The following is a 22053-nucleotide window of genomic DNA, read 5'->3' on the forward strand; positions in this document are numbered from 1 at the left end:
GACGGTATGAAGACGGCATGACAACGGGATGACAACAAAGTGACAACGCGATGCTAGAACAGAAAATCGAACAATTCCGCGACCAGGTGCTGACGGCGGCAGCGGCCAGGCAAACGCTGCGCATTCGCGGCGGCGGCACCAAGGACTGGTACGGCCAGGCCTTCGATGGCGACATTCTCGACACGCGCGAGTATTGCGGTATCGTCGACTACGAGCCGACTGAACTCGTGATCACCGCGCGTTGCGGCACGCCGCTCGTCGAGATCGAGGCGGCGCTGGCCGCGCGCCAGCAGATGCTCGCGTTCGAGCCGCCCCATTTTGGCGACGCCGCCACGTTCGGCGGCGTGGTCGCGGCCGGCTTGTCGGGCCCGCGCCGCGCCACCAGCGGCGCAGTGCGCGACTTCGTGCTCGGCGCAGTCCTGATGGACGGCAAGGGCGACGTACTCACCTTCGGCGGCCAGGTCATGAAGAACGTCGCCGGCTACGACGTCTCGCGCCTGCTGGCTGGCTCCATGGGCACGCTCGGCCTGATGCTGCAGCACTCGGTCAAGGTGCTGCCGCTGGCGGTGCGCGAAGCAACTTTGCGCTTCGAACTGTCCGAAATCGAGGCCATCCGGCGCCTCAACGAGTGGGGCGGCCAGCCGTTGCCGCTGTCGGCCAGTTGCTGGCATGACGGCGTCATGACGGTACGCCTGGCCGGCGCGCAAGCCGCCGTTGAGGCGGCGGTACGCCAGTTCGGCGGCGAAGCGGTGGCCGATGGCCCGCTCTTCTGGGCCGGCCTGCGCGAACAGCAGCACCCGTTTTTCAGCTTTCCTGCCCATGGCGCGGACAGCCTGTGGCGCCTGTCGGTGCCGTCGACTGCCAGCGCCATCGTCCTCAAGGGCGAGCAACTGATCGAATGGGGCGGCGCCCAGCGCTGGCTGAAAGCCGGCAGCGACGCCGCCACCGCGCGCAACATCCGCGGTGCGGTGACGGCGGTGGGCGGCCACGCCACGCTGTTTCGCGGCGGCGACAAGAGCGTCGGCGTGTTCCAGCCGCTGGCGCCGGCGATCGCGCGGATTCATGAACGCCTGAAGGCGTCCTTCGATCCGTCGCATGTGTTCAACCCTGGCCGCATGTATTGAAATTTGCACTGAAATTTGTACCGAAATTCGGGGCCAAGAGGACTGCATGGCGCCACTTGCCGGATTAACATTGAACACCGTGCGTCCGGTGGCGATGATCGTTGCTCCCTCAACGAAGATGCTCGCCCCCATGAAGAAACTGCCGGCCCTGTTGTACCTTGCCGTGATGCTGTCGGCCTCCGGCTGCGGCCTGCTATATGATATCGGGCAGGACGCCAATGTCGACCGCTGCAACCGGATGAAGTTGATCGAGGAGCGCAATGCGTGCTTGAAGCGCATCGGGCCAAATTTTGAACAATATGAACGCGACCGGGAAAACCTCAAGCGCGGGGTCAGCGAAAAAGCAAACCCGCCGGGCCGCCAGTAGAGAAACCAAGGACCATGCAAACCAATCTTGCCGATTTTATCAAGGGCACCCGCGACGGCGACGAAGCCGAAGCGATCCTGCGCGCCTGCGTGCATTGCGGCTTTTGCGCCGCCACCTGCCCGACCTACCAGCTGCTCGGCGACGAACTGGACGGCCCGCGCGGGCGCATCTACCTGATCAAGCAGGTGCTGGAAGGCGCCGAGCCGACCCGCAAGACCCAGATCCACCTCGACCGCTGCCTGACGTGCCGCAATTGCGAAACCACCTGCCCGTCGGGCGTCCAGTACGGCCGGCTGGTCGACATCGGCCGCAAGATCGTCGACCAGCGGGTGGGACGTCCGCCAGGCGAGCGCCTCACCCGCACCCTGCTCAAGGAGTCGCTGCCGCGCAGCTGGATCTTCAAGCCGGCGTTCAAGGCCGGCCAGCTGGTGCGGCCGCTGTTGTCAAAAAATTTGCAGGACAAGCTGCCGGCAACCGCTGGCGCCGGTGCATGGCCGACCCGAACCCATGCACGCAAGATGCTGGTGCTGGAAGGCTGCGTGCAGCCGTCGATGGCGCCGAACATCAATACGGCGACCGCGCGCGTGCTCGATGCCTTCGGCGTGCAGTTGGTGGTGGCGCCGAAGGCCGGCTGCTGCGGCGCGCTGCGCTTTCACCTGAACGACCAGGACGGCGGCCTAAACGACATGCGCCGCAACATCGACGCCTGGTGGCCGCTGGTAGACCAGGTCGAGGCGATCGTGATGAACGCATCCGGCTGCGGCGCGACGGTCAAGGACTACGGCCATCTGCTGGCGCACGACAGCGCATATGCGGAAAAAGCGGCGCGTATTTCAAGCATGACGCGCGACCTGTCCGAGATCATGCCCGAGTTCGAAGCGGAGCTGGGTGCCCGCCTGAAAGGCAAAATCAGCAAGCGCATCGCATATCACCCGCCATGCACGCTGCAGCACGGCCAACAGATCCGCGGCAAGGTCGAGGGCGTGCTGCGCGCGGCCGGCGTCGACGTCACGCTGTGCTTCGAAAGTCATCTGTGCTGCGGTTCGGCCGGCACCTATTCGGTGTTGCAGCCGGAACTGGCGCACGCGCTGCGCGACCGGAAACTGGCGAACCTGGCAGCTACCGGTGCCGACGAAATCGTCTCGGCCAACATCGGCTGCCTGACCCACTTGCAGTCGGGGACGACGACGCCGGTGACGCACTGGATCGAACTGATCGACCGCGCGCTGGCGTAATGTCAGGCCTTCGCTGTAATCTGCGCCAGCAGCCGGCTTAGCTGGTCAGTATCGACCGGCTTGGTCAGGTGGTGCCCGATGCCGGCACCGGCCGAATGTTCGCGGTCGCTCTTGCTGCCGTAGCCGGTGATGGCGATCATCGCCGCATCGCGGGTTGCCGGCAGCGCCCGCAGGCGGCGCGCCAGTTCGTAGCCGTTCATGTCGGGCAGGCCGACGTCGAGCAGGCAGGCGTCGGGCCGGATTGCGGCCACCCGCGCCAGCGCGTCATGGCCACCGAAAGCCACATGGATGTCGTGGCCCATCGCGCCGAGGACCATGCCGAGCGTTTCGGCGGCGTCGCGGTTGTCGTCGACGATTAACAGGCAAAGAGCGCCGTCAACCGGCGCGGCATCGGCTTTGTCTTGCCGTGACGGTGCCATCCGCGCTTGCGCGGCAAGCAACGGCAAGGTGACGACCAATTGGCTGCCGCAGCCCTTGCCGCCGCTTTGCGCGCTGACGGCGCCGCGGTGGCGTTCCACCAGGCTCTTGACGAGGGCAAGGCCAAGCCCGAGCCCACCGGTAGCGCGGTCGGACGAACGGGCCGCCTGCGAGAACAGCTCGAACGCCTTGCCCAGCGTGTCCGGCGCCATGCCGATGCCGTCGTCCGTGACGGTGATGCGCGCTGTTGCGCCGTCGCACGCCACCTCCAGCGCCAGGTTGCCGCCGCGCGGGGTATACTTTGCAGCGTTGTTGAGCAGGTTGGCGACGACTTGCACCAAGCGCTTGTCGTCGCCCATGACGAAGGCCGGCGCCGGGTCGAGCCGCACGGTGAAGCGGTGCCGGCAGTCCTCGATCATCGGGCGCGCCTGTTCGATCGCTTCGGCCACCACGCGTTTCAAATCGAGCCGGGTCATGTTCAGCGCCACAAGGCCGTGGGTGACGCGCGAGGTGTCGAGCAGGTCGTCGAGCAGGCGGTTCATGTGGCGGGCCTGGCGTTCGATGATGGCGCCGGCCTTGCGGGTGAGCGCGGCGTCGGCGCGGCCCATGGTCAGGATCTGGGCCGCGGCACTGATGGGCGCGAGCGGGTTGCGCAGTTCGTGCGCCAGCATCGCCAAAAATTCATCCTTGTTGCGGCTGGCGTTTTCCAGCGCCTCGGTGGTGCGCATGCGTTCAGTGATGTCGCAGACGAAGCCGATCAGGCGATCGGCCCGGCCATCGCTGTCGATGTTGCGAAAAAGACTGCCGTGCGAACTGATCCAGTGGATGCTGCTATCAGGCCAGACCACGCGGGCCTCGAAGCGCACCGGCTGCGAACCGTCGAAGGCGGCCAGCAGCGCCGCATGCACCCGTGCGCGGTCGGCCGGGTGGACGTGCTCGAGCATGATGTCGACAGTCCAGGCGGGCGCCGCTTCGGTATAACCGAAACACTGGTCGTGGCGCAGCGTGCGGGTCACCGCCAGGGTCTCGAGATCGAGATCCCACTCGCCGAACTGGGCCACTTCGAGCGCGAACTTGAGGCGTGCCGCCAGTTCGAGCTGCTGCTCGACGGCGCGGTGTACTTCGGTGATGTCGCGCGACACGGTCAGCAGGTTGGCGACCTTGCCGTCGCTGCCCATGATCGGCGTAACCAGCACGTCCCACCATTTCGGCGTGCCTTTGGCGGTCGGGCAGAATGCATTGAAGTGGCCGGATTCGCCGCGCAGCGCGCGCGCCATCGCCGCCGCCAGCTTCGGGCGCGCTGACGCGGGCCAAAAGGCCGGCCACAGTTCGCCTTTCACCGCGTTGAAGTCGTCGATCTCCATTGCACACTGGCCGTTGCGGTTCATCGCCTGCAAGCTGCCGTCGCCGCCCATGATCTTGATGCAGTCGGGACTTTGCTCGAAGGCCCAGTCCATGTTGATGGCGCCGCCGGAGGTCGACGGCGCTTTGACGTCCTGGGTGGGATCTGGGGAAGTGGTCGAATCCATGGCTGCCGCGCGCTTCGCTGTTCGGTATGTTACCGGGAATCATAGCGCAAAAACAATCAGGCGGCCTGTTCAGTGCGGCGCGCGCCCGGCGGGCCGGGCGATGTCAGGTCAGCAGCTTTTCAATGGCGCCGGTCAGTGCTTCCGGTTTGGTCGAAGGCGCGAAGCGCGTGACCACTTTGCCGTCCTTCCCGACCAAAAACTTGGTGAAGTTCCACTTGATTGCCTCGGTGCCGAGCAGGCCAGGGGCGTCCTTCTTGAGCTGCGTGAACAGCGGATCGGCGTCGCTGCCGTTGACGTCGATCTTGGCGAACAGCGGGAACGTCACGCCGTAGTTCTTTTCGCAGAAAGCGCCGATGGCCGCTTCGTCGCCCGGCTCCTGGCCGCCGAACTGGTTGCACGGGAAGCCGAGCACCACCACGCCCTGGTCCCTGAATTGCCGGTAGACCTGTTCGAGGCCCTTGTATTGCGGCGTGAAGCCGCAGGCGCTGGCGGTGTTTACGATCAGCAGCACCTTGCCCTTGTATCGAGACAGGTCGACCGGTTCACCCGTCAAGCCAATGGCGCTGTAATCGAAAATGTTCATGGTCACAAGATTACACGATGCCCAGGTGAGAGGTGCCGGCCGACAGGTCGCGGTTTTTCGCGTCCTTGCCATTGAGCTTGATGGCCAGGCGCAGGTCGTTGACGGAGTCGGCATTGCGCAGCGCGTCCTCGTAACTGATCTTGTCCGCCTCATGCAGGTCGAACAGGGCCTGGTCGAACGTCTGCATGCCCAGTTCGCGCGATTTCTTCATGATTTCCTTGATCTCGTGCACCTGGCCTTTGAACACGAGGTCGGAGATGAGCGGCGAATTGAGCATGATCTCGATTGCTACCACGCGCCCCTTCGACTCCTTGCGCGGAATCAGGCGCTGCGACACCATGCCCTTCAGGTTCAGCGACAGGTCCATCAGCAGCTGGGCGCGGCGCTCTTCCGGGAAGAAATTGATGATGCGGTCGATCGCCTGGTTCGCGCTGTTGGCGTGCAGCGTTGCCAGGCACAGGTGGCCGGTTTCGGCGAACGAGATCGCGTGTTCCATCGTTTCGCGGTCGCGAATTTCGCCGATCTGAATTACGTCCGGCGCCTGGCGCAGCGAATTTTTCAGCGCCACCTCGAAACTGTCGGTGTCGACGCCGACCTCGCGCTGGGTAATCACGCAGTTCTTGTGCGGGTGGACGAATTCGACCGGGTCTTCGATCGTGATAATGTGGCCGTAGCTGTTCTCGTTGCGGTAGCCGACCATCGCCGCCATCGTCGTCGACTTGCCCGAACCGGTGGCGCCGACCATGATGACCAGGCCGCGCTTGGCCATGATGATGTCGGCCAGGATCGGCGGCAAATCGAGGTCCTCGAGCCTGGGGATGGTGGTGGTGATCACCCGCAGCACCATGCCGACGCTGCCCATCTGGACGAAGGCCGACACGCGAAAACGCCCCAGGTCGCCCGGGCTGATGGCGAAGTTCGCTTCACGGGTCAGCTCGAAGCCGGCGGTCTGCTTGTCGTTCATGATCGAGCGCGCCAAATCGGTCGTGTGCGACGGCGCCAGCGGCTGGCTCGACACCGGCGTCATCTTGCCATCGATCTTGATCGCCGGCGGGAAGCCGGCGGTGATGAACAGGTCGGAGCCGCCCTTGCTGACCATCAGGCGCAGCAAGTCGAACATGAATTTTGTAGCCTGGTCGCGTTCCACGTGCGCTCCTGAAAAAATGATCTGAAAATTAACCGGGGAAGTTGTCCGGAGTTTTGGCGGCCGAGCGCGCGGCGGCGGTCGAAATGACATTGCGGCGCACCAAGTCTGTCAGGTTCTGATCGAGCGTCTGCATGCCGACGTTGCTGCCGGTCTGGATTGCCGAATACATCTGGGCGATCTTCGATTCGCGGATCAGGTTGCGGATTGCCGGCGTGCCGATCATGATTTCGTGCGCCGCCACGCGCCCGCTGCCGTCCTTGGTCTTGAGCAGGGTCTGCGAGACCACCGCCTGCAAGGACTCCGACAGCATCGCGCGCACCATCTCTTTTTCATCGGCCGGGAAAACGTCGACGATACGGTCGATCGTCTTGGCGGCCGAGGAAGTGTGCAGCGTGCCGAACACCAGGTGGCCGGTCTCGGCCGCCGACAAGGCCAGGCGGATCGTTTCGAGGTCGCGCAGTTCGCCGATCAGGATGCAGTCCGGGTCTTCGCGCAGCGCCGAGCGCAGCGCGTTGTTGAACGAGAGCGTGTGCGGGCCCACTTCGCGCTGGTTGATCAGGCACTTCTTGGAGTCGTGGACGAATTCGATCGGATCTTCGATCGTCAGGATGTGGCCGTACTCGTTTTCGTTGAGGTGGTTGACCATCGCCGCCAGGGTGGTCGACTTGCCCGAGCCGGTCGGGCCGGTGACCAGCACCAGGCCGCGCGGGCGCATCGCCAGTTCGGCGAAAATCTTCGGCGCGTTCAGTTCTTCCAGGCTGAGGATCTTCGACGGAATCGTGCGCAGCACGGCGGCGGCGCCGCGTTCCTGGTTAAACGCGTTGACGCGAAAGCGCGCCAGGCCGGGAATGGCGAACGAGAAGTCGCATTCGAGCACTTCTTCGTACTGCTTGCGCTGGCCGTCGTTCATGATGTCATAGATCATGCCGTGGACATCCTTGTGCTCCAGCGGCGGCAGGTTGATGCGGCGCACGTCGCCGTGCACCCGGATCATCGGCGGCAGGCCGGACGACAGGTGCAGGTCGGAAGCCTTGTTCTTGACGGAGAATGCGAGTAATTCGGAGATGTCCATTTATAATCCCTGTGCCGTAAAATGGGCGCGTGCCGCAAGTGTGCACGTTTTGCATCGACTCGACCTGTTTAATTTCCCACTGACAATGATTATGTCCACAATCGCCCACAAACTGCAAGCTGTCGCTACGGCTATTCAGGCCGCCAGCAAGGCTTGCGGGCGCGACCCGGCTGCAGTCCAACTGCTGGCGGTGTCGAAGACCTTCCCCGCGGCGCAAGTGCTCGAGGCGATCGCCGCCGGCCAGCACGCTTTTGGCGAAAACTACCTGCAGGAGGCGCTCGACAAGATCGCCGACATCAAGGCCGCCGTGCCGGCCGAGCCGGTGGAATGGCACTTCATCGGCCCGATTCAAAGCAACAAGACGCGGCCGATCGCGGCCAGTTTCGACTGGGTCCATACGGTCGAGCGGCTGAAGGTCGCCCAGCGCCTGTCCGAGCAGCGCCCGGCCGGCATGGCGCCGCTGAACGTGTGCATCCAGGTCAACATCAGCGGCGAGGCGAGCAAGAGCGGCGTGGCGCCAGGCGAACTGCCGGAACTGGCGCGCCAGGTGGCGCTGCTGCCGAACCTTACCTTGCGCGGCCTGATGGCAATTCCCGAGCCCGAGATCGACGCCGCCCGGCAGCGCGCCGCTTTTGCCCGCTTGCGCGCACTGGCCGACGCCCTGCGCGCGGGCGGCCTCGAGCTCGACACGCTGTCGATGGGGATGTCGGCCGACATGGCCGCGGCGATTGCCGAAGGCGCCACCATCGTGCGCGTCGGCAGCGCCATTTTTGGATTACGCAATCATGATTAAAAAGAGGCAAGCATGAAGATCACGTTTATCGGCGGCGGCAACATGGCGACGGCGCTTATCGCGGGACTGGCCGGCCAGCTCACCGCGGGCGCCAACATCCACGTCATCGACCCGAACTTTGATCAGCTGGCGCGGCTGGCCGCCAGTTACGGCGTGACCACGGCGCAGCAAATCGGGGCGCCGGCGCTTGCCAGCGACGTCATCGTGCTGGCGGTCAAACCGCAGCAGATGCGCGACGTGGCGGCGGCGCTGCTGCGGCAGCTGACGCAATTGACGCAGCAGGCCGGCGCCCAGCCGCTGCCGCTGCTGCTCTCGATTGCCGCCGGCGTGCGCAGCGCCGACCTGGCGCGCTGGATGAATGGCTACGGCGCCATCGTACGCAGCATGCCGAACATGCCGGCGCTGATCGGCCAGGGCATCACCGGCATGGTGGCGATGGAGGGCGTGTCGGCCGCGCAGAAGGCGGTCGCCGATGACATCATGAAGGCGGTCGGCGCCACCGTGTGGCTAAGCGACGAGGCGCTGATCGACCCGGTGACGGCGGTGTCCGGCAGCGGCCCGGCCTACGTGTTCTATTTTATCGAGGCGATGCAGCAGGCGGCGTGCGAACTGGGACTGTCGGCCGAGCAGGGCAGGCAGCTGGCGCTGGCCACCTTCACAGGCGCGGCGCAACTGGCGGCGCACTCGCCCGACGAGGTGGCGGTATTGCGCGAGCGCGTCACCTCAAAAGGCGGCACCACCTACGCCGCGTTGACCAGCATGGAGCAGGCGGGGGTGAAGCAGGCGATCGTCGAGGCGATCAAGGCGGCCTCAAGGCGCGGGCGCGAACTGGGCGAGCAGATGGGCGCCGCCGCCGACGAGATTTAAGTCACCAGTCCGTAGGCGTTGCTGGCCGCTTCGAATCGCACAAGCAAGGCGTCGATCACGGCCAATTCGACCGGTTTGGTCAAATGCGCGTCAAAACCGGCTTCCTTTGATTGGCGACGATCGTCCTCGCCGCCCCATCCGGTCAGCGCAATCAAAAAGGCGTCTTTCAACAGCGGCGTCGCACGAAACTGCCGTGCTGCTTCATAGCCGTTCATACCGGGCAGGCCAATGTCCATGAAAACGATTTCGGGCCGGAATTTGACGCCTACCGCGAGCCCTTCCTCGCCACTGAAGGCCGCGCGCGTCTCATGGCCTGACAGCCCGAGCATCATCGACAGCATGGTGGCGGCGTCGACGTTGTCGTCGACAACGAGAATGCGACGGCAAGCGAGCGGCATCGGCTGGCCTTCAGGCAGGCCAATGGAGGTGTTCGGCGGCGCCGGGGCCATCGGCAACCGGATCGAAAAAGTGCTGCCGAAACCTGCGCCCGCGCTTGCGGCGACGATACTGCCGCCGTGCATTTCGACCAGCTGCCGGACCAGCGCCAGGCCGATGCCCAGGCCGCCTTGGGCCCGTTCGAGGGTATGGTTGACCTGAGTGAACATGTCGAACACTTGGCTGAGCATGGGTTCGGGAATACCCAGGCCGGTGTCGGTCACTTCAATGATGACTTCAGCGTCCTGCGCCCTTGCCGACAGGGTGATCAGGCTGCCGTTTTCGCTGTATTTCGCAGAATTGCTCAGCAGGTTGCCGATCATCTGGACCAGCCGTGCCGGATCGGCTTCGAGCCATAGCGGCTGCTGCGGCAAGATCACGGTCAAGGTATGGTTGGCGGCGCGCACCAGCGGCAGCGCGGCCTCGGCGGCCTCTTCCATGGAGACATCCACCAGCACGCGTTTCGGACGCAGCAGCACCTTGCCGCTGGTAATGCGGGAAATATCGAGCAGGTCATCGATCAGCCGTGTTACCTGGCTCAGTTGACGCTCCATGACCGTGAGAATTGCCCGCGCCGCGACGGCGTCGGTCGTCAGCCGCAGCACTTGCAATCCGCTGGCAATCGGCGCCAGCGGATTGCGCAATTCGTGCGCCAGTGTCGCAATGAATTCGTTTTTGCGGCGATCCGCTTCCGACAGTGCTTTTTCGGAACGGATCAGTGCGGCGTTGCGGCCAAACAGTTCGCGCGCCATCGCCAGGCGCTCGATGGCGTTTTCGACGATGCGGGTGAGGGCGAGCGGCGTGAGTCCGTCTTTGGCAATGTAGTCCTGGGCGCCGGCGCGCAGCACGAGGCGTCCGACCTCAGGTCCGGTTCCGCCGGTGAGGACCACAACCGGGCACACCGGCAGGCCGTCAGGCCCGGCCAGCGATGCCAGCACGTCGAGCGCATCCATGTCGGGCAAATTGAAATCGAGCACCACGCAATCTGGCATCGCCGGGCCGGCCAGCACGGCCTGCACGCCAGTTTTCCCGGTCTGCGCTTCGGCAAACAGGTAACGCCGTTCCATGCTGCCGCGAAGCAGCAGCCGCCGGATTTCGCCGCGGTCGTCAAGGCTATCGTCGATGATGACGACATGCCAGTCATGGGCCGGGCTTGCGAAGGGGGCGATCATGAATCGACGTCTGTATCAGTCATCGTCCTACTCACGTGCGTCCCCTTTGGGTAAAGTGAAGTAAAACGTCGTTCCACAGCCTAGCTGCGAATCGAGCCATATTTTTCCGTCATGCCGCTCCACCAGCTTGCGCACCACAGTCAAACCAGTGCCGGTGCCGCCACCGTACTCGTCGCGCCCATGGAGTCGTTTGAACAGCTTGAAGATATGGGAGAAATATGCCGCGTGGATGCCGATGCCGTTGTCGGCTACGTAATAGATCGTATGCTGCAGCGAAGCGCGCGGACAGCCAGGCCTGGCGTGAAGTTCGCCGGGGACGATCGTGCCGACCTCGATGCGCTGTGGATCGGCGGCCGTATAGCGCAGCGCATTCGAAATAAGGTGAGCGAAAATCTCCCTGCACCAGCCTCGATTGCAGCGCACGATGGGAAGCGGCCGCGGAAGGATGAGTTCCAGATGCCGATCTTCGGGCCGGCGGACCATCTCGACGGCCTCGGCGACGATCTCGCTCAGGTGTACCGTATCGAGCGTCAGGCCGGCCTTGCCAATGCGGGCGAAGTACATGAGCGATTCAAGCAGGCTGTCCATGCGCGCCGTCAGTTGCACCATGCGATCGAGCTTGTTACGGTCTTGGTTATCGAGCAGCGCAGCGTCTTCCGTCAGCTGGGAAGCGTATTGTTGAATGCCGCGCAGGGGTTCCTTCAAGTCGTGGCTGGTAACATAGTTGAACGCATCGAGTTCCGCGTGGCTGTTGGCCAACTCGGCATGCAGGGTGGAGCGCTGCTCGGCAATGTCGACGACCAGTTCGACCAATTGCTGCCGTAATTTGGCCGCCGCCTCGCGTTCCACCAGCGTCCACGGCAAAGAACGTTCGCGCACCGATTCGACGAATAAGGCGAAACTGACGCGCGGGGTCAGGCGCGGTCCGTTCGGGCCCGCCACCATGGCCTTGTCGTGCGGGTTGCCGGCCCAGTTCACGGTCTGGATCGTCTCCGGCCGGAACCACAGCATCAGGTCGCGCCCGCCGCGCGAAACCGGCACAGCCAATAAACCGCTGGCGACGTTGGCAAACCTGGCCGCGGCAGGGTAATCGCGCACCAGGCAATCGGTGGCATACAGCGGCTCTTTATTGGGCGCAAGCTGGACGTCGTTCAACCATTCGCCCAGATCGGTCAGCTCGGTGACGTCGGGTGTTTGCCCCACACGGCACCATTGACCATCGTGGAAGAGCGCGGCGCCGCCCGCTTCGATGCCGTCCAGCAGGGACGGCATGCCGTCCGCAGGCACGCCAGCGGCCAGCACCGCGACACCGCCTTCGCGCGCGGCAACCGTCAATAGTTGCTGGTGGGTCGACTCCAGCTTGAGCCGGTAAGCCAGGTGTTCCCTGTCCTCGGCGGCATTATGCTGGAGCGATACGACCTGGGCCAGAAATTCGCAGGCCGCCCGCACCTGGTAGGGCAGATGCTTGGGCTCGTCGTAATGGTGGCAGGCGATCAGGCCCCATAACTGGTCGTTGCGGCGGATTGCCAGGGTCGCGGACCCGCTGACCGCCATGTTCTGCAGGTATTCGGTGTACATGATCGACACGCCGCGCAGGAAACAGTACGTCATGTCGAGCGGCCGGTTGGTATCGGGATTAACCAAGGGAACCATTTCGGCCAGCGCGCCGGAGATGTCGGGGATCGGGCGCAGCCAGATTTTGCTGAACATGTCGCGCGCCGGCTTCGGAAAATCTTCCGCCGGAAAGTGCATGCCGAGCCACGGCGCCAGGTCGGTGCGCCGGCTCTCGGCAAAAATCTCGCCGTGACCATCCTGATGGAACTTGTACACCACCACCCGGTGCATGCCGGTGATGTCGCGGATCTCTTCGGCGGCCAAGGTGCAAAACGCCAGTAGCGAGTGGGCAGTCTGCAGCCGCGCCACGGTCTTTTTGACCATGGCGTAATAGTCGGCGCTGACAGCACCCGTGTGGCCGGTCGATTCGCATTCGAGGATCGCCACGCCGTCGATGGCGTGAACCGTCACATCGACCATGCCCGCCATGCCCATTTTGTTACGGCCGGCAGGCAACGATAAAAGATATACCGGATTGCGGTCGAGCGATTGCCCGATGAGCAAGTCCCGTAATTGTTGCTCGCCGTCGACACCGATCACGGCGCCGACCGGACCGTTCAACATTGCCTCGACACTAAGACCGAGCACGGCCTGGACATTGTCGCTTGCCTGCACGATGCACAGGTCGGCCAGGCGCAGTACCAGCAGCGCCCCGTGCGCCTGCACGCATCCCGGGGTTTGCACCGGTTCGCTGTCGCAGTTGTTGAAGTTCAAGCCGTCCCGTTTTGTGCTGTACGCGGTGCCATGCGCTTGCTGAGAAAAAGTTGGCGTTGTCGCCTTGCCGTCGGTCGTCGTCATTGAATTGGTCATGCCTTGCTTGGCAGTGTGAAATAAAAGGTCGAGCCCTGTGCTGTTACGGAATCGACCCATACCTGTCCGCCGTGCTGTTCGACCAGTTTGCGAACGATTGTCAAGCCGGCGCCGGTGCCGCCGCCGTAGCTGTCATGGCTGTGCAGCCGTTTGAACAGCTTGAAAATCTGCTTGAAGTGCCTGGCCTGGATGCCAATGCCGTTATCGGCCACGTAGTAGATCGTCTGGCCCTGCGATGCTTGCTGGCAGCCGGGCCGCGGATGGACTTCATCGGCGGCGATGTAACCGACTTCGATGCGCTTGTTGGCGCCGTCAGTGTACTTCAGGCCATTCGACAGCAGATTGGCAAAAATCTGCCGGCACCTGACCGGGTCGCACGGCACCGTCGGCAGCGGCCGCGGCACCACCACGGCGTTGTTGTTATCGAGTGTGCGCGAGCCGACAAAGTCCAGCGCTTCGGCCAAAACTTGGTTGAGGTCAACGTTTTCCAGCAAAAGATCGGTGCCGCCGACACGCGAGAAATGCAGCATCGAATCGAGCAAGCTGTCCATGCGCTGGGTCAATCGTACCAAACCGTCGAGCTTTTGACGGCTCTCTTGGTCCATCGGAGCGCAGTCTTCGAGCAGTTGATGGGCGTATCGGTAAATGCCGCGCAAAGGCTCTTTCAAATCGTGGCTGGCGACGTACACAAAGGCGTCGAGGTCCTCGTTGCTGCGCGCCAAGTCGGCGTGCAGCACGGCGCGCCGTCCGGCCTGTCCGGCCATCATTTCGGCGACTAGGAAGCGCAAGTTGGCGGCAGCGTCGATTTCCATCAATTTCCATGGAAGCGACTGCTGCCGCACCGATTCGGCAAACAGCTCGAAACTGCGGCGGGGACCCAGCCGCGGACCGTTTGCGCCCGGCACGGTTGGCTTGTCGTGCGGGTTGCCGCCCCAGTTCACGGTCCGGATCGTTTCGGGGCGAAACCACAGCATCAGGTCGTGCCCGTCGGATGACAGCGGCACGGCCAACAAGCCGCTGGCCACGCCGGCGAAGCGGGCGGCAGGCGGATAGGCCTGCGTCAGCCGGTCCGTCGCGTACAAGGGCCGCGGCCCAAGCGGCAGCACGCTAGCGGTGAGCCAGTCGCCCAGCCCCGTCAGCTCATCGTCGGTGGGCGTGTTGCCGACACACCACCAACGGTCGAGATAGTAGAGCGCAGCGCCACCGGCATCGACGCCGTTCAACAGCGATGGCGTGCCGTAGACGAGGCTGGCCAGGCCGGTTTCGTGCGCGGCCGCGGCCAGCAGCACCTGGTGCACGCCTTCAATTTTAAGCCGGTAAGCGAGAAATTCCTTGTCTTCGGCAGCCTGATGCTGGAGCGACACCACCTGCGCCAGGAATTCGCAGGCGGCACGGATGTGATAGGGGATATGGCTGGGGCCGTCGTAATGGTGACAGGCGATCAGACCCCACAGTGTACCGTTGCGCCGGATCGCCATCGTCAGCGCCGCCGTCACTCCCATGTTGCGCAGGTACTCGGTGTACATCAGGGAAACGCCGCGCAAATGACAATACGTCATGTTGAGCGGTTCACCGCTATCCGGATTTGCCAGCGGAACCAGTTCGGCCAGGGTGCCCGAGACGTCGGGAACCGGGCGTATCCACGTCCTCGTAAAAATGGCGCGCGCCGGCTTTGGAATGTCCTCGGCGGGATAGTGCAGGCCGAGCCAGGACGGCAGTCCGGCGCGCCGGCTCTCCGCAAAGACTTCGCCATGCCCATCGTCGTGAAACTTGTAGACCATGACCCGGTCCAGGCCGGTCAGCGCGCGGATATCGTTGGCAACCACATCGCAAAACTGTTGCAGCGAACCTGAGGCCTGCAGTTTCGCCAAAGTCGTCTTGACGAGAGCGTAATAGTCCGGCCTGGGTCCGCCTGTATGGCCGGTGGCTTCGAATTCGAGGACGGCGACGCCGTCGACCGTATGGACCGTCACATCGAGGGCGGCTTTGCCCTCGCTGCCGGTACTGTTCCCAGGCAAGGTCAGCAGGTGAACCGGGTTGCAAGCGGTGCCTTCCTGATCCAGCAAACCGCGCAACTGACGTTGTCCCTCAACGCCGATGACGCTGTCCACGAATTGACCCACGAGCTGCCCGGCCGCCTGGCCCAGTACGGCGGCGGCGTTTTCGCTGGCCTGCAAAATACGCAAATCGGATAGCCGAAGCACCAGCAGCGCCCCATGTGCCTGCACGCAGCCCGGTGTCTGCACCGGCTCGCTGTCGCAGTTGGCGATCGTCGACCCATCGCGCTTGGTGCTGTAAGGTTGAGGAAATGCGCCAAGGCTGGCGGCGCCGGCAACAGTGGAAGCCATCGGTTCTATTTTCCCTCGCACCAATGCTGGAGCGCTTCAAAGGTCGCGCGCGCGCTGGCAACGACTTTGTCTTGTTCATCAGACCCGGAAGAAAAGGTCGCGATGGCAGTGCGAAATTGCTGCCACATCGCACCTGTGTGTTCGCCATAGCCATCAAAAAACTTTCCGCCCGAGGCCGGCGAAATGGCCAATTTCCGCCCAACGTGGCGGCTGATGATCACGCCGCCCAAGGTGGCGCCTTCAAGCACGTACAGGCAACCGAAGCACTCGGCGGCGCTGACGAGTGGCGGTAGCTTCGTGCAAAGAGGCAAACACGCGGTGGCTTGCCCAAGCGCTTTCAAATCGGCTTCCAACAGCGGCGTCTTGCGCCGTTCTTGTACTGCAAGCGCAGCGGCGAGCGCACCACGGCCGTCGAGAATGCGCGCTTCGACCGGCTTGTAGAAACCATAAAATTGCGCAAGCCGACGCCGGTACGCCTCTGCAGTGAGGTCATCGTCCATCAACCGCAGGGTTTGCTCGATGGCGTCATGCTGATCGCGTGTTTCGGTGCGCAATCGGGAGAGCAAAGGGAGTTGCAAGGTGACGGTCATTTAGCTAGGCAAAACTTTCTGGCAACAGCAATCATCGTTCGATGAAACTTCCAGGAGGGTAAATTTAAATTGGAGAGAGAAAAGCGGGAAGAGTCAACAACGCCGGAAACCGGCCGGGCTATTCCAAAGACGTGTGGAGGTAACAGTGTGGCTGGCGGCAGGACGTACGCAGCACAGATGTTCGAACTATCATAACGACTTGTTGCGACAATACAAAGACTTAAATGAAACGAATTCACGCTTGAGCGACGCTCAAGCGGCATCGGCGACGCCCCCATGCTACGACGGGCGATCGCCGGCACCAGCATCTGGCTGGCGCCAGGGTTGTTTGTTTTCACCGCCGCCGGCGCGAGCCAGGGTCCAGGTGCGCGATGCGGCTTAGCGGCGCGAGATCGCCACGCCCAGCAGCAGGCCAACGCTGGCGCCGATGGCGATCGAGCGCCAAGGATTTTCGTGCACGTATTCGTCCGTGACCTTGGCCGCTTCGCGGGTCTTTTCGACCACCGCTTCCTGGTAGCGCATCAGGTCGTCCTTGGCGCCGACCAGGGTGCGTTCGAATTTCTCCTTGGCCGCCTTCAGGTCTTCGCCGGTCAAGGAGGTGCCGCTGCGCAGCCACACTTCGGCATCCGCGATCACCGATTTCAAATCGTTCATCAACTGGTCGCGTGCGCCGGTCTGGGTTGGGATTTTTTCCATCATTGGATAGCCTCGTCGGTTTAAATTTTTGTGGAATGCAGCGCTGCGGACAAAAGGTTCGTGCACTGCATTAGGGACAACATTATCCTAATGCATAGTCTAACGCGACACCAGCAAAAAGGGCCGCACCCAACCAATTGTTTTGCCGGAAGGCGGCAAAACAGCGCATCCGGTCACGCCCGCGAATCAGGGTGTAATGGTACAGGGCGATCCCTGCGGCAACGGCGACGCCGCCGACAAACCACCAGCGCAGGCCCAGCAGCCAGCCGCAGCCGAAAATGATCGCCAGCGCCGCGCCATAGCACAGCATGACGGCGGCGACGTCGAAGCGGCCGAAGGTAATGGCCGAGGTGCGGATGCCGATTTTGAGGTCGTCGTCGCGGTCGACCATGGCGTATTCGGTGTCGTAGGCAACCGCCCAGAACACGTTGGCCAGCAGCAGCCACCAGGCCACGGCCGGGACCTGGTCCAAAATCGCGGCGAACGCCATCGGGATGCCGAAGCCGAAAGCGATGCCGAGGTAGGCCTGCGGAATGGCGAAGAAACGCTTGAAGTAGGGGTAGGTGCCGGCAATGATCACGGCACCTACCGACAACTGCTTGGTGAGCGTGTTGAGCGACAGGATCAGCAAGAACGCGACAAGCGCCAGCACCGCGGCAATGGCAAGCGCTTCCCACGCTTGAATGCGCCCGCTGGTGAGCGGGCGCTCGGCGGTGCGCTTGACATGCTTGTCGAAGTCGCGGTCGGCGAAGTCGTTGATGGCGCAACCGCTTGACCGCATCAGCGCGGTGCCGGCGGTAAAGATGAGCACCAGTTTCAGGTCGGGCTTGCCGCCGGAGGCCAGCCACAGCGCGATCAAGGTCGGCCACAGCAGCAACAGGATGCCGATCGGCTTGTCGGCGCGGATCAGCTTGAAGTACAGGGCCAGCTTGGTCATGGGGTGCGGATGAGAATGGGCGATGCGCGCGATTTTACCGGGTTTGCAAATTCGCATGACTGCGAACGACGTCGCCCTCGCGAACGCGCCAGGCGGCATACAATCAAGCCGCCGCCGCCGCCGCCGCCGCTTCAACCCCCGTCGTCTCCACCCCCGGCAGATCGCATTGCGCCACTGCCTCGCAGATGGCGTCGATGGCGGCGCGCCGGGTAAAACTCTTGCGCCAGACGAGGACGACGCGGCGCGACGGCACCGGCAGGCTGAACGGCAGGAAGGCGAGCATGCCGTTCTTGTCCTTCATGTCCGCCACCGAGGCGCGCGGCAGCACGGTCAGGCCGATACCGCTGGCAACCATGTGGCGGATGGTCTCCAACGAGGAACCTTCGAACGTGCGCTGCATGCCGTTGCCCGGCGTCGAAAAGCGCGCCATCTCGGGACAAACTTCCAGCACCTGGTCGCGGAAGCAATGACCGTTGCCCAGCAATAACATGGTCTCCGATTTCAGATCCGCGGCCGAGATTTCCTTGCGGCCGGCCCATGGATGAGTCCGCGGCATCGCCACCACGAACGGCTCGTCGTACAGCGTCTGCATCGACATGCCGTGCTCGGGCAGCGGCAGCGCCATGATGGCCGCGTCGAGTTCGCCCTGGCGCAGCAATTCGAGCAGGCGCACCGTAAAATTCTCTTGCAAGATCAGCGGCATCTGCGGCACGTTGTCGATCAGGTTTTTCACCAGCGGCGGCAACAGGTACGGACCCACCGTGTAGATCACGCCGAGGCGCAGCGGCCCGGCCAGCGGGTCCTTGTTTTGCTTGGCCAATTCCTTGATGGCGGCGGTCTGTTCGAGCACGCGTTCGGCCTGGGCGATGATCTGCACCCCGAGCGGCGTGACCGACACTTCGGCGCCGCCGCGTTCGAACAGCACCACGCCGAGCTCGTCCTCGAGTTTTTTGATGGCGACCGACAGCGTGGGCTGGGCAACGTAACAAGCCTCGGCAGCATGGCCGAAATGTTTCGCACGCGCGACGGCAACGATATATTTCAGTTCAGTGAGGGTCATGGGTAGTGTGTGCCGCGAGGATAAACGTGGGTGCCGACAAGCTCATATTGACAGAGAGTTGCTTTTTGGTCAGCAAAGAAATGGTATTTTACCGGAACGCCAATCGATATAATCGATGGGAAGGCGATTTTTTGCCGGTTTACTCTTGAGAGGTGCGCATGTCCACGACGTTTGGTCCCGCCGAAGCCCAGGCTTATATCCACAAACTGCTGACCGTGATGCACCACCAGGGCGGCTCCGACCTGTTCGTTTCGGCAGACTTTCCGCCAAGCATGAAGTACCAGGGGGCAATGAAGCCGCTGAGCGGGCAAAAGCTGAACGGCGAGGTCACCCGCGCGCTGGCGCTGTCGCTGATGAACGACAAGCAGAAGGCGGAGTTCGAGGACCAGATGGAGTGCAACTTCGCCATTTCCCTGCCCAACGTGTGCCGGTTCCGGGTCAACGTGTTCGTGCAGCAGCAGTGCGTGGCGATGGTGGTGCGCACCATCGCCTCCGAAATCCCGAACTTCGAAAAGCTCGACCTGCCCGACGTGTTAAAAGACGTCATCATGACCAAGCGCGGCCTGGTGCTGGTGGTGGGCGGCACCGGCTCGGGCAAGTCGACCACGCTGGCGGCGATGATCGACTACCGCAACGCCAATTCGGCCGGCCACATCATCACCGTCGAAGACCCGGTCGAGTACGTGCACAAGAACAAGGGGTGTTTGATCACCCACCGCGAAGTCGGCGTCGACACCCACTCGTGGCACAACGCGCTGAAAAACACGCTGCGCCAGGCGCCCGACGTGATCCTGATCGGCGAGATCCGCGACACCGAGACGATGGAACACGCGATCGCGTTTGCCGAAACCGGCCACCTGTGCCTGGGCACGCTGCACGCCAACAACTCGAACCAGACGATGGACCGCATCATCAATTTTTTCCCGGAAGAGCGGCGCAACCAGCTGCTGATGGACCTGTCGTCGAACCTGCGCGCCATCGTCTCGCAGCGCCTGGTGCGCACCGAAGACGGCAAGGGCCGCAAGGCGGCGATCGAAATCCTGCTGAACACGGCGACCATCAGCGAGATGATCTTGAAGGGCAACTTTCAGGCGATCAAGGAAATCATGCACAAGTCGCGCGAACTGGGCATGTGCACGTTTGACCAGGCGTTGTACGAGCTGTATAACAAGGGGTTTATTGGCTACGACGAGGCGATCCGCAACGCAGATTCGGCCAACGGCCTGCGCCTGCAGATCAAGCTGCGGGGCGACCGCAAGGAGCCGGCCAACAGCGGCTCAACGACCGCGGACGACCTGTCGATGCTGGTGGAGGAAGCACCCGAGGATTGATCCAACTGAGCCTGCAGCAACTCGAAGCGGCGCTCAATTTCTGGCGCGCGGCCGAGTTTTCCTGATCTTCCTGATTTTTTGAAATGATAGCCCGATGCCCGCATTCGACAACAAGATCTGCACCCGAGAACAACTGCAACAACGCGTCGCCGCGCTGCCCAAGCCGGTGGTGCTGACCAACGGCGTGTTCGATATCCTGCACCGCGGCCACGTTACCTACCTGGCGCAGGCGCGCGCACTGGGCGCTTCGCTGGTGGTGGCGGCCAATACCGATGCGTCCGTCAAGCGGCTTGGCAAGGGCGCCGACCGCCCGCTCAACACGTGTCAAGACCGCATGGCGGTGCTCGCCGCGCTCGAGTCGGTCAGCCTGGTAATCGACTTCGACGAAGACACGGCGCTCGAAGTGGTGCAGCAGGCGCACCCGGACATCTATGCCAAGGGCGGCGACTACGACATGCGCGCCATCCCGGAGGGACAGGCGGTGCTGGCGTACGGCGGCCAGGCGGTGGCAATCGATTTCGAGCATGACCGTTCGACTACCAAGCTGTTGAGCAAGGTGCGTGGCAACTGACCCATGCCGAGGGGGCAGACCCCGGCGTCACGGGCTTGACACTGGGGTCTGACCCCAACAACGGGTCAGACCCCGGCGTCACGGGCTTGACACTGGGGTCTGACCCCAACAACGGGTCAGACCCCGGCGTCACGGGCTTGACACTGGGGTCTGACCCCAACAACGGGTCAGACCCTATGCATCAGGCCCTATGCATCAGACCCCCAGGCGTCAGGCGCCGCCGGCATACCCATGTTGCCGCCATGCCTCGAACACGACTACCGCCACCGTATTCGACAAATTCAGACTGCGGTTGTCGGGCCGCATCGGCAACCGGATACGCTGGTGCGGCGGGAACGATTCGCGCAGGTCGGGCGCCAGGCCGCGCGTTTCCGAGCCAAACACGAACACGTCGCCCGGCTCGAAGGCCGTTTCGGCGAACGCCGTTGAACCATGGGTGGTCAGCGCGAACATGCGGGCCGGGTCGGGCTGCGCATCGGCGATAAAGGCGTCCCAGTTCTTGTGCACTTTCATGGTGGCGTAGTCATGGTAGTCGAGCCCGGCGCGCTTCATCTTGGCGTCGTCGAGCGGAAAGCCGAGCGGCTCGATCAGGTGCAGCTGGGCGCCGGTGTTGGCGCACAGGCGGATGATGTTGCCGGTATTGGGCGGGATCTCGGGTTCAACCAGTACGACGTGGAACAAGTGCTTCTCCTTCAGTGAGTAGGCAGTGAATCAAAAATTAACGGGGCGGCGTGCGCGCGAACACGAAATTACTCACGCGCGCGGCGCCCGAACGCTTGAATACGGCGGCCAGTTCGCCCAGTGTATGGCCGCTCGTCATGACGTCGTCGACGAGGCCGACGTGCTTGCCCCGCACAAACGCCAGCGCATCCGGGGCAACGCTGAACGCGCCGGCAATGTTACTGCCGCGCTGGTCGGGCGCCACGCCGGACTGGGCGCGCGTGTCGCCGGCGCGGATCGCCAGCCTGGGGCGCAGCGGGATGCCGAGGTGGCGCGCCAGCGGACGCGCTACCTCGAGCGCCTGGTTGAAGCCGCGCTCGACAAGCCGGCGCGGCCCGAGCGGCACCGGGCACAGCACGTCCGGCAGCACGAAGCCCGGCTCACCGAGCACGCTGTCGCGCACCACCGCGGCGAACCACGGCGCCAGCGCGAGGGCGCCGCCAAATTTCAGTTGCAGCACCAGTTGGTCGAGCGGCGCCTGGTAGTGCGCGCCGGCCAGCGTGGCATCGAAGGCCGGGCGCAGCGTCAGGCAGGCGGCGCACTCGCGCCGCGCGTCAAGCGCGCCGACCGGGTTGGCGCAGCGCGGGCAGCGCGGCGTTGGCGTGACGAACTGGGCGTGGCAGGGCGCGCAGACG

Annotated in this window: 20 protein-coding genes; 7 read left to right on the forward strand and 13 right to left on the reverse strand. The window is 63.5% G+C overall.

Going from position 1 to position 22053, the window contains the following annotated elements:
• Positions 1-50 precede the first annotated feature (50 nt).
• The 3 genes from glcE to glcF are packed head-to-tail and all read left to right on the forward strand — an operon-like array spanning position 51 to position 2726.
• On the forward strand, positions 51-1124 hold the full coding sequence (gene glcE, locus CR103_RS09400) for a glycolate oxidase subunit GlcE (RefSeq protein ID WP_099915725.1): 1074 nt from the start codon (positions 51-53) through the stop codon (positions 1122-1124).
• Positions 1125-1170: 46 nt separating this feature from the next.
• Positions 1171-1491 (forward strand): hypothetical protein, encoded by a 321-nt coding sequence (locus CR103_RS09405; protein ID WP_143752559.1) that lies wholly within the window; start codon positions 1171-1173, stop codon positions 1489-1491.
• A gap of 14 nt (positions 1492-1505) precedes the next feature.
• A complete protein-coding gene (gene glcF / locus CR103_RS09410) occupies positions 1506-2726 on the forward strand; it encodes a glycolate oxidase subunit GlcF (RefSeq protein WP_099915727.1) in 1221 nt (406 codons plus the stop codon).
• Between the two features lie 2 nt (positions 2727-2728).
• Here the strand turns inward: glcF and CR103_RS09415 are convergent, their stop codons facing one another.
• The 4 genes from CR103_RS09415 to CR103_RS09430 form a co-directional block, all read right to left on the reverse strand.
• Positions 2729-4672 carry a hybrid sensor histidine kinase/response regulator gene (locus CR103_RS09415; protein ID WP_099915728.1) on the reverse strand — a complete coding sequence of 648 codons (1944 nt, stop codon included), beginning with the start codon at positions 4670-4672 and terminating at the stop codon, positions 2729-2731.
• 103 nt (positions 4673-4775) lie between these two features.
• Complete coding sequence (locus CR103_RS09420) at positions 4776-5255, reverse strand: glutathione peroxidase (protein WP_099915729.1); 480 nt, start codon at positions 5253-5255, stop codon at positions 4776-4778.
• 10 nt (positions 5256-5265) lie between these two features.
• Positions 5266-6402: a PilT/PilU family type 4a pilus ATPase gene (locus tag CR103_RS09425; RefSeq protein WP_099915730.1), complete on the reverse strand. Its 1137-nt coding sequence runs from the start codon at positions 6400-6402 to the stop codon at positions 5266-5268.
• A 28-nt stretch (positions 6403-6430) separates the two neighbouring features.
• A complete protein-coding gene (locus CR103_RS09430; protein WP_099915731.1) occupies positions 6431-7474 on the reverse strand; it encodes a type IV pilus twitching motility protein PilT in 1044 nt (347 codons plus the stop codon).
• 91 nt (positions 7475-7565) lie between these two features.
• Between CR103_RS09430 and CR103_RS09435 the strand changes: the two genes are divergently transcribed.
• Positions 7566-8267, forward strand: coding sequence for a YggS family pyridoxal phosphate-dependent enzyme (locus CR103_RS09435; RefSeq protein WP_099915755.1), 702 nt, complete (start codon positions 7566-7568; stop codon positions 8265-8267).
• A gap of 12 nt (positions 8268-8279) precedes the next feature.
• Entirely contained in the window at positions 8280-9134 is an 855-nt protein-coding gene (gene proC, locus CR103_RS09440) for a pyrroline-5-carboxylate reductase (protein ID WP_099915732.1), read from the forward strand.
• Here proC and CR103_RS09445 read toward each other — a convergent pair.
• The 7 genes from CR103_RS09445 to CR103_RS09475 all read right to left on the reverse strand — a co-directional run bounded on the left by CR103_RS09445 (position 9131) and on the right by CR103_RS09475 (position 18796).
• A complete protein-coding gene (locus tag CR103_RS09445; RefSeq protein ID WP_099915733.1) occupies positions 9131-10741 on the reverse strand; it encodes a hybrid sensor histidine kinase/response regulator in 1611 nt (536 codons plus the stop codon). The genes proC and CR103_RS09445 overlap by 4 nt on opposite strands.
• Positions 10742-10768: 27 nt before the next feature.
• On the reverse strand, positions 10769-13165 hold the full coding sequence (locus CR103_RS09450) for an ATP-binding protein (protein ID WP_180279343.1): 2397 nt from the start codon (positions 13163-13165) through the stop codon (positions 10769-10771).
• Positions 13162-15513: an ATP-binding protein gene (locus tag CR103_RS09455; protein WP_099915735.1), complete on the reverse strand. Its 2352-nt coding sequence runs from the start codon at positions 15511-15513 to the stop codon at positions 13162-13164. The genes CR103_RS09450 and CR103_RS09455 overlap by 4 nt, the downstream gene beginning before the upstream one ends.
• Positions 15514-15518: 5 nt before the next feature.
• A complete protein-coding gene (locus CR103_RS09460) occupies positions 15519-16103 on the reverse strand; it encodes a biliverdin-producing heme oxygenase (protein ID WP_099915736.1) in 585 nt (194 codons plus the stop codon).
• Positions 16104-16481: 378 nt separating this feature from the next.
• On the reverse strand, positions 16482-16802 hold the full coding sequence (locus CR103_RS09465; protein WP_099915737.1) for an ElaB/YgaM/YqjD family protein: 321 nt from the start codon (positions 16800-16802) through the stop codon (positions 16482-16484).
• Positions 16803-16881: 79 nt separating this feature from the next.
• Positions 16882-17736 (reverse strand): 4-hydroxybenzoate octaprenyltransferase, encoded by an 855-nt coding sequence (gene ubiA / locus CR103_RS09470; protein WP_099915738.1) that lies wholly within the window; start codon positions 17734-17736, stop codon positions 16882-16884.
• 103 nt (positions 17737-17839) lie between these two features.
• Complete coding sequence (locus tag CR103_RS09475; protein WP_099915739.1) at positions 17840-18796, reverse strand: hydrogen peroxide-inducible genes activator; 957 nt, start codon at positions 18794-18796, stop codon at positions 17840-17842.
• 158 nt (positions 18797-18954) lie between these two features.
• Between CR103_RS09475 and CR103_RS09480 the strand changes: the two genes are divergently transcribed.
• Both CR103_RS09480 and CR103_RS09485 read left to right on the forward strand, forming a co-directional pair.
• Positions 18955-20127, forward strand: a complete 1173-nt coding sequence (locus CR103_RS09480; protein ID WP_099915740.1) for a PilT/PilU family type 4a pilus ATPase — start codon at positions 18955-18957, stop codon at positions 20125-20127.
• Between the two features lie 94 nt (positions 20128-20221).
• On the forward strand, positions 20222-20698 hold the full coding sequence (locus tag CR103_RS09485; protein ID WP_099915741.1) for an adenylyltransferase/cytidyltransferase family protein: 477 nt from the start codon (positions 20222-20224) through the stop codon (positions 20696-20698).
• A 210-nt stretch (positions 20699-20908) separates the two neighbouring features.
• On the opposite strand, the gene trmL is transcribed toward CR103_RS09485, so the two are convergent.
• Both trmL and CR103_RS09495 read right to left on the reverse strand, forming a co-directional pair.
• On the reverse strand, positions 20909-21379 hold the full coding sequence (gene trmL, locus CR103_RS09490) for a tRNA (uridine(34)/cytosine(34)/5-carboxymethylaminomethyluridine(34)-2'-O)-methyltransferase TrmL (RefSeq protein ID WP_099915742.1): 471 nt from the start codon (positions 21377-21379) through the stop codon (positions 20909-20911).
• 37 nt (positions 21380-21416) lie between these two features.
• Positions 21417-22053, reverse strand: a 637-nt coding sequence (locus CR103_RS09495) for a ComF family protein (RefSeq protein WP_143752560.1), incomplete at its 5' end; no start/stop codon positions are given.

It is taken from the genome of Massilia psychrophila (assembly GCF_002760665.1).
Taxonomy (GTDB): Bacteria; Pseudomonadota; Gammaproteobacteria; order Burkholderiales; family Burkholderiaceae_D; genus JAFCUW01.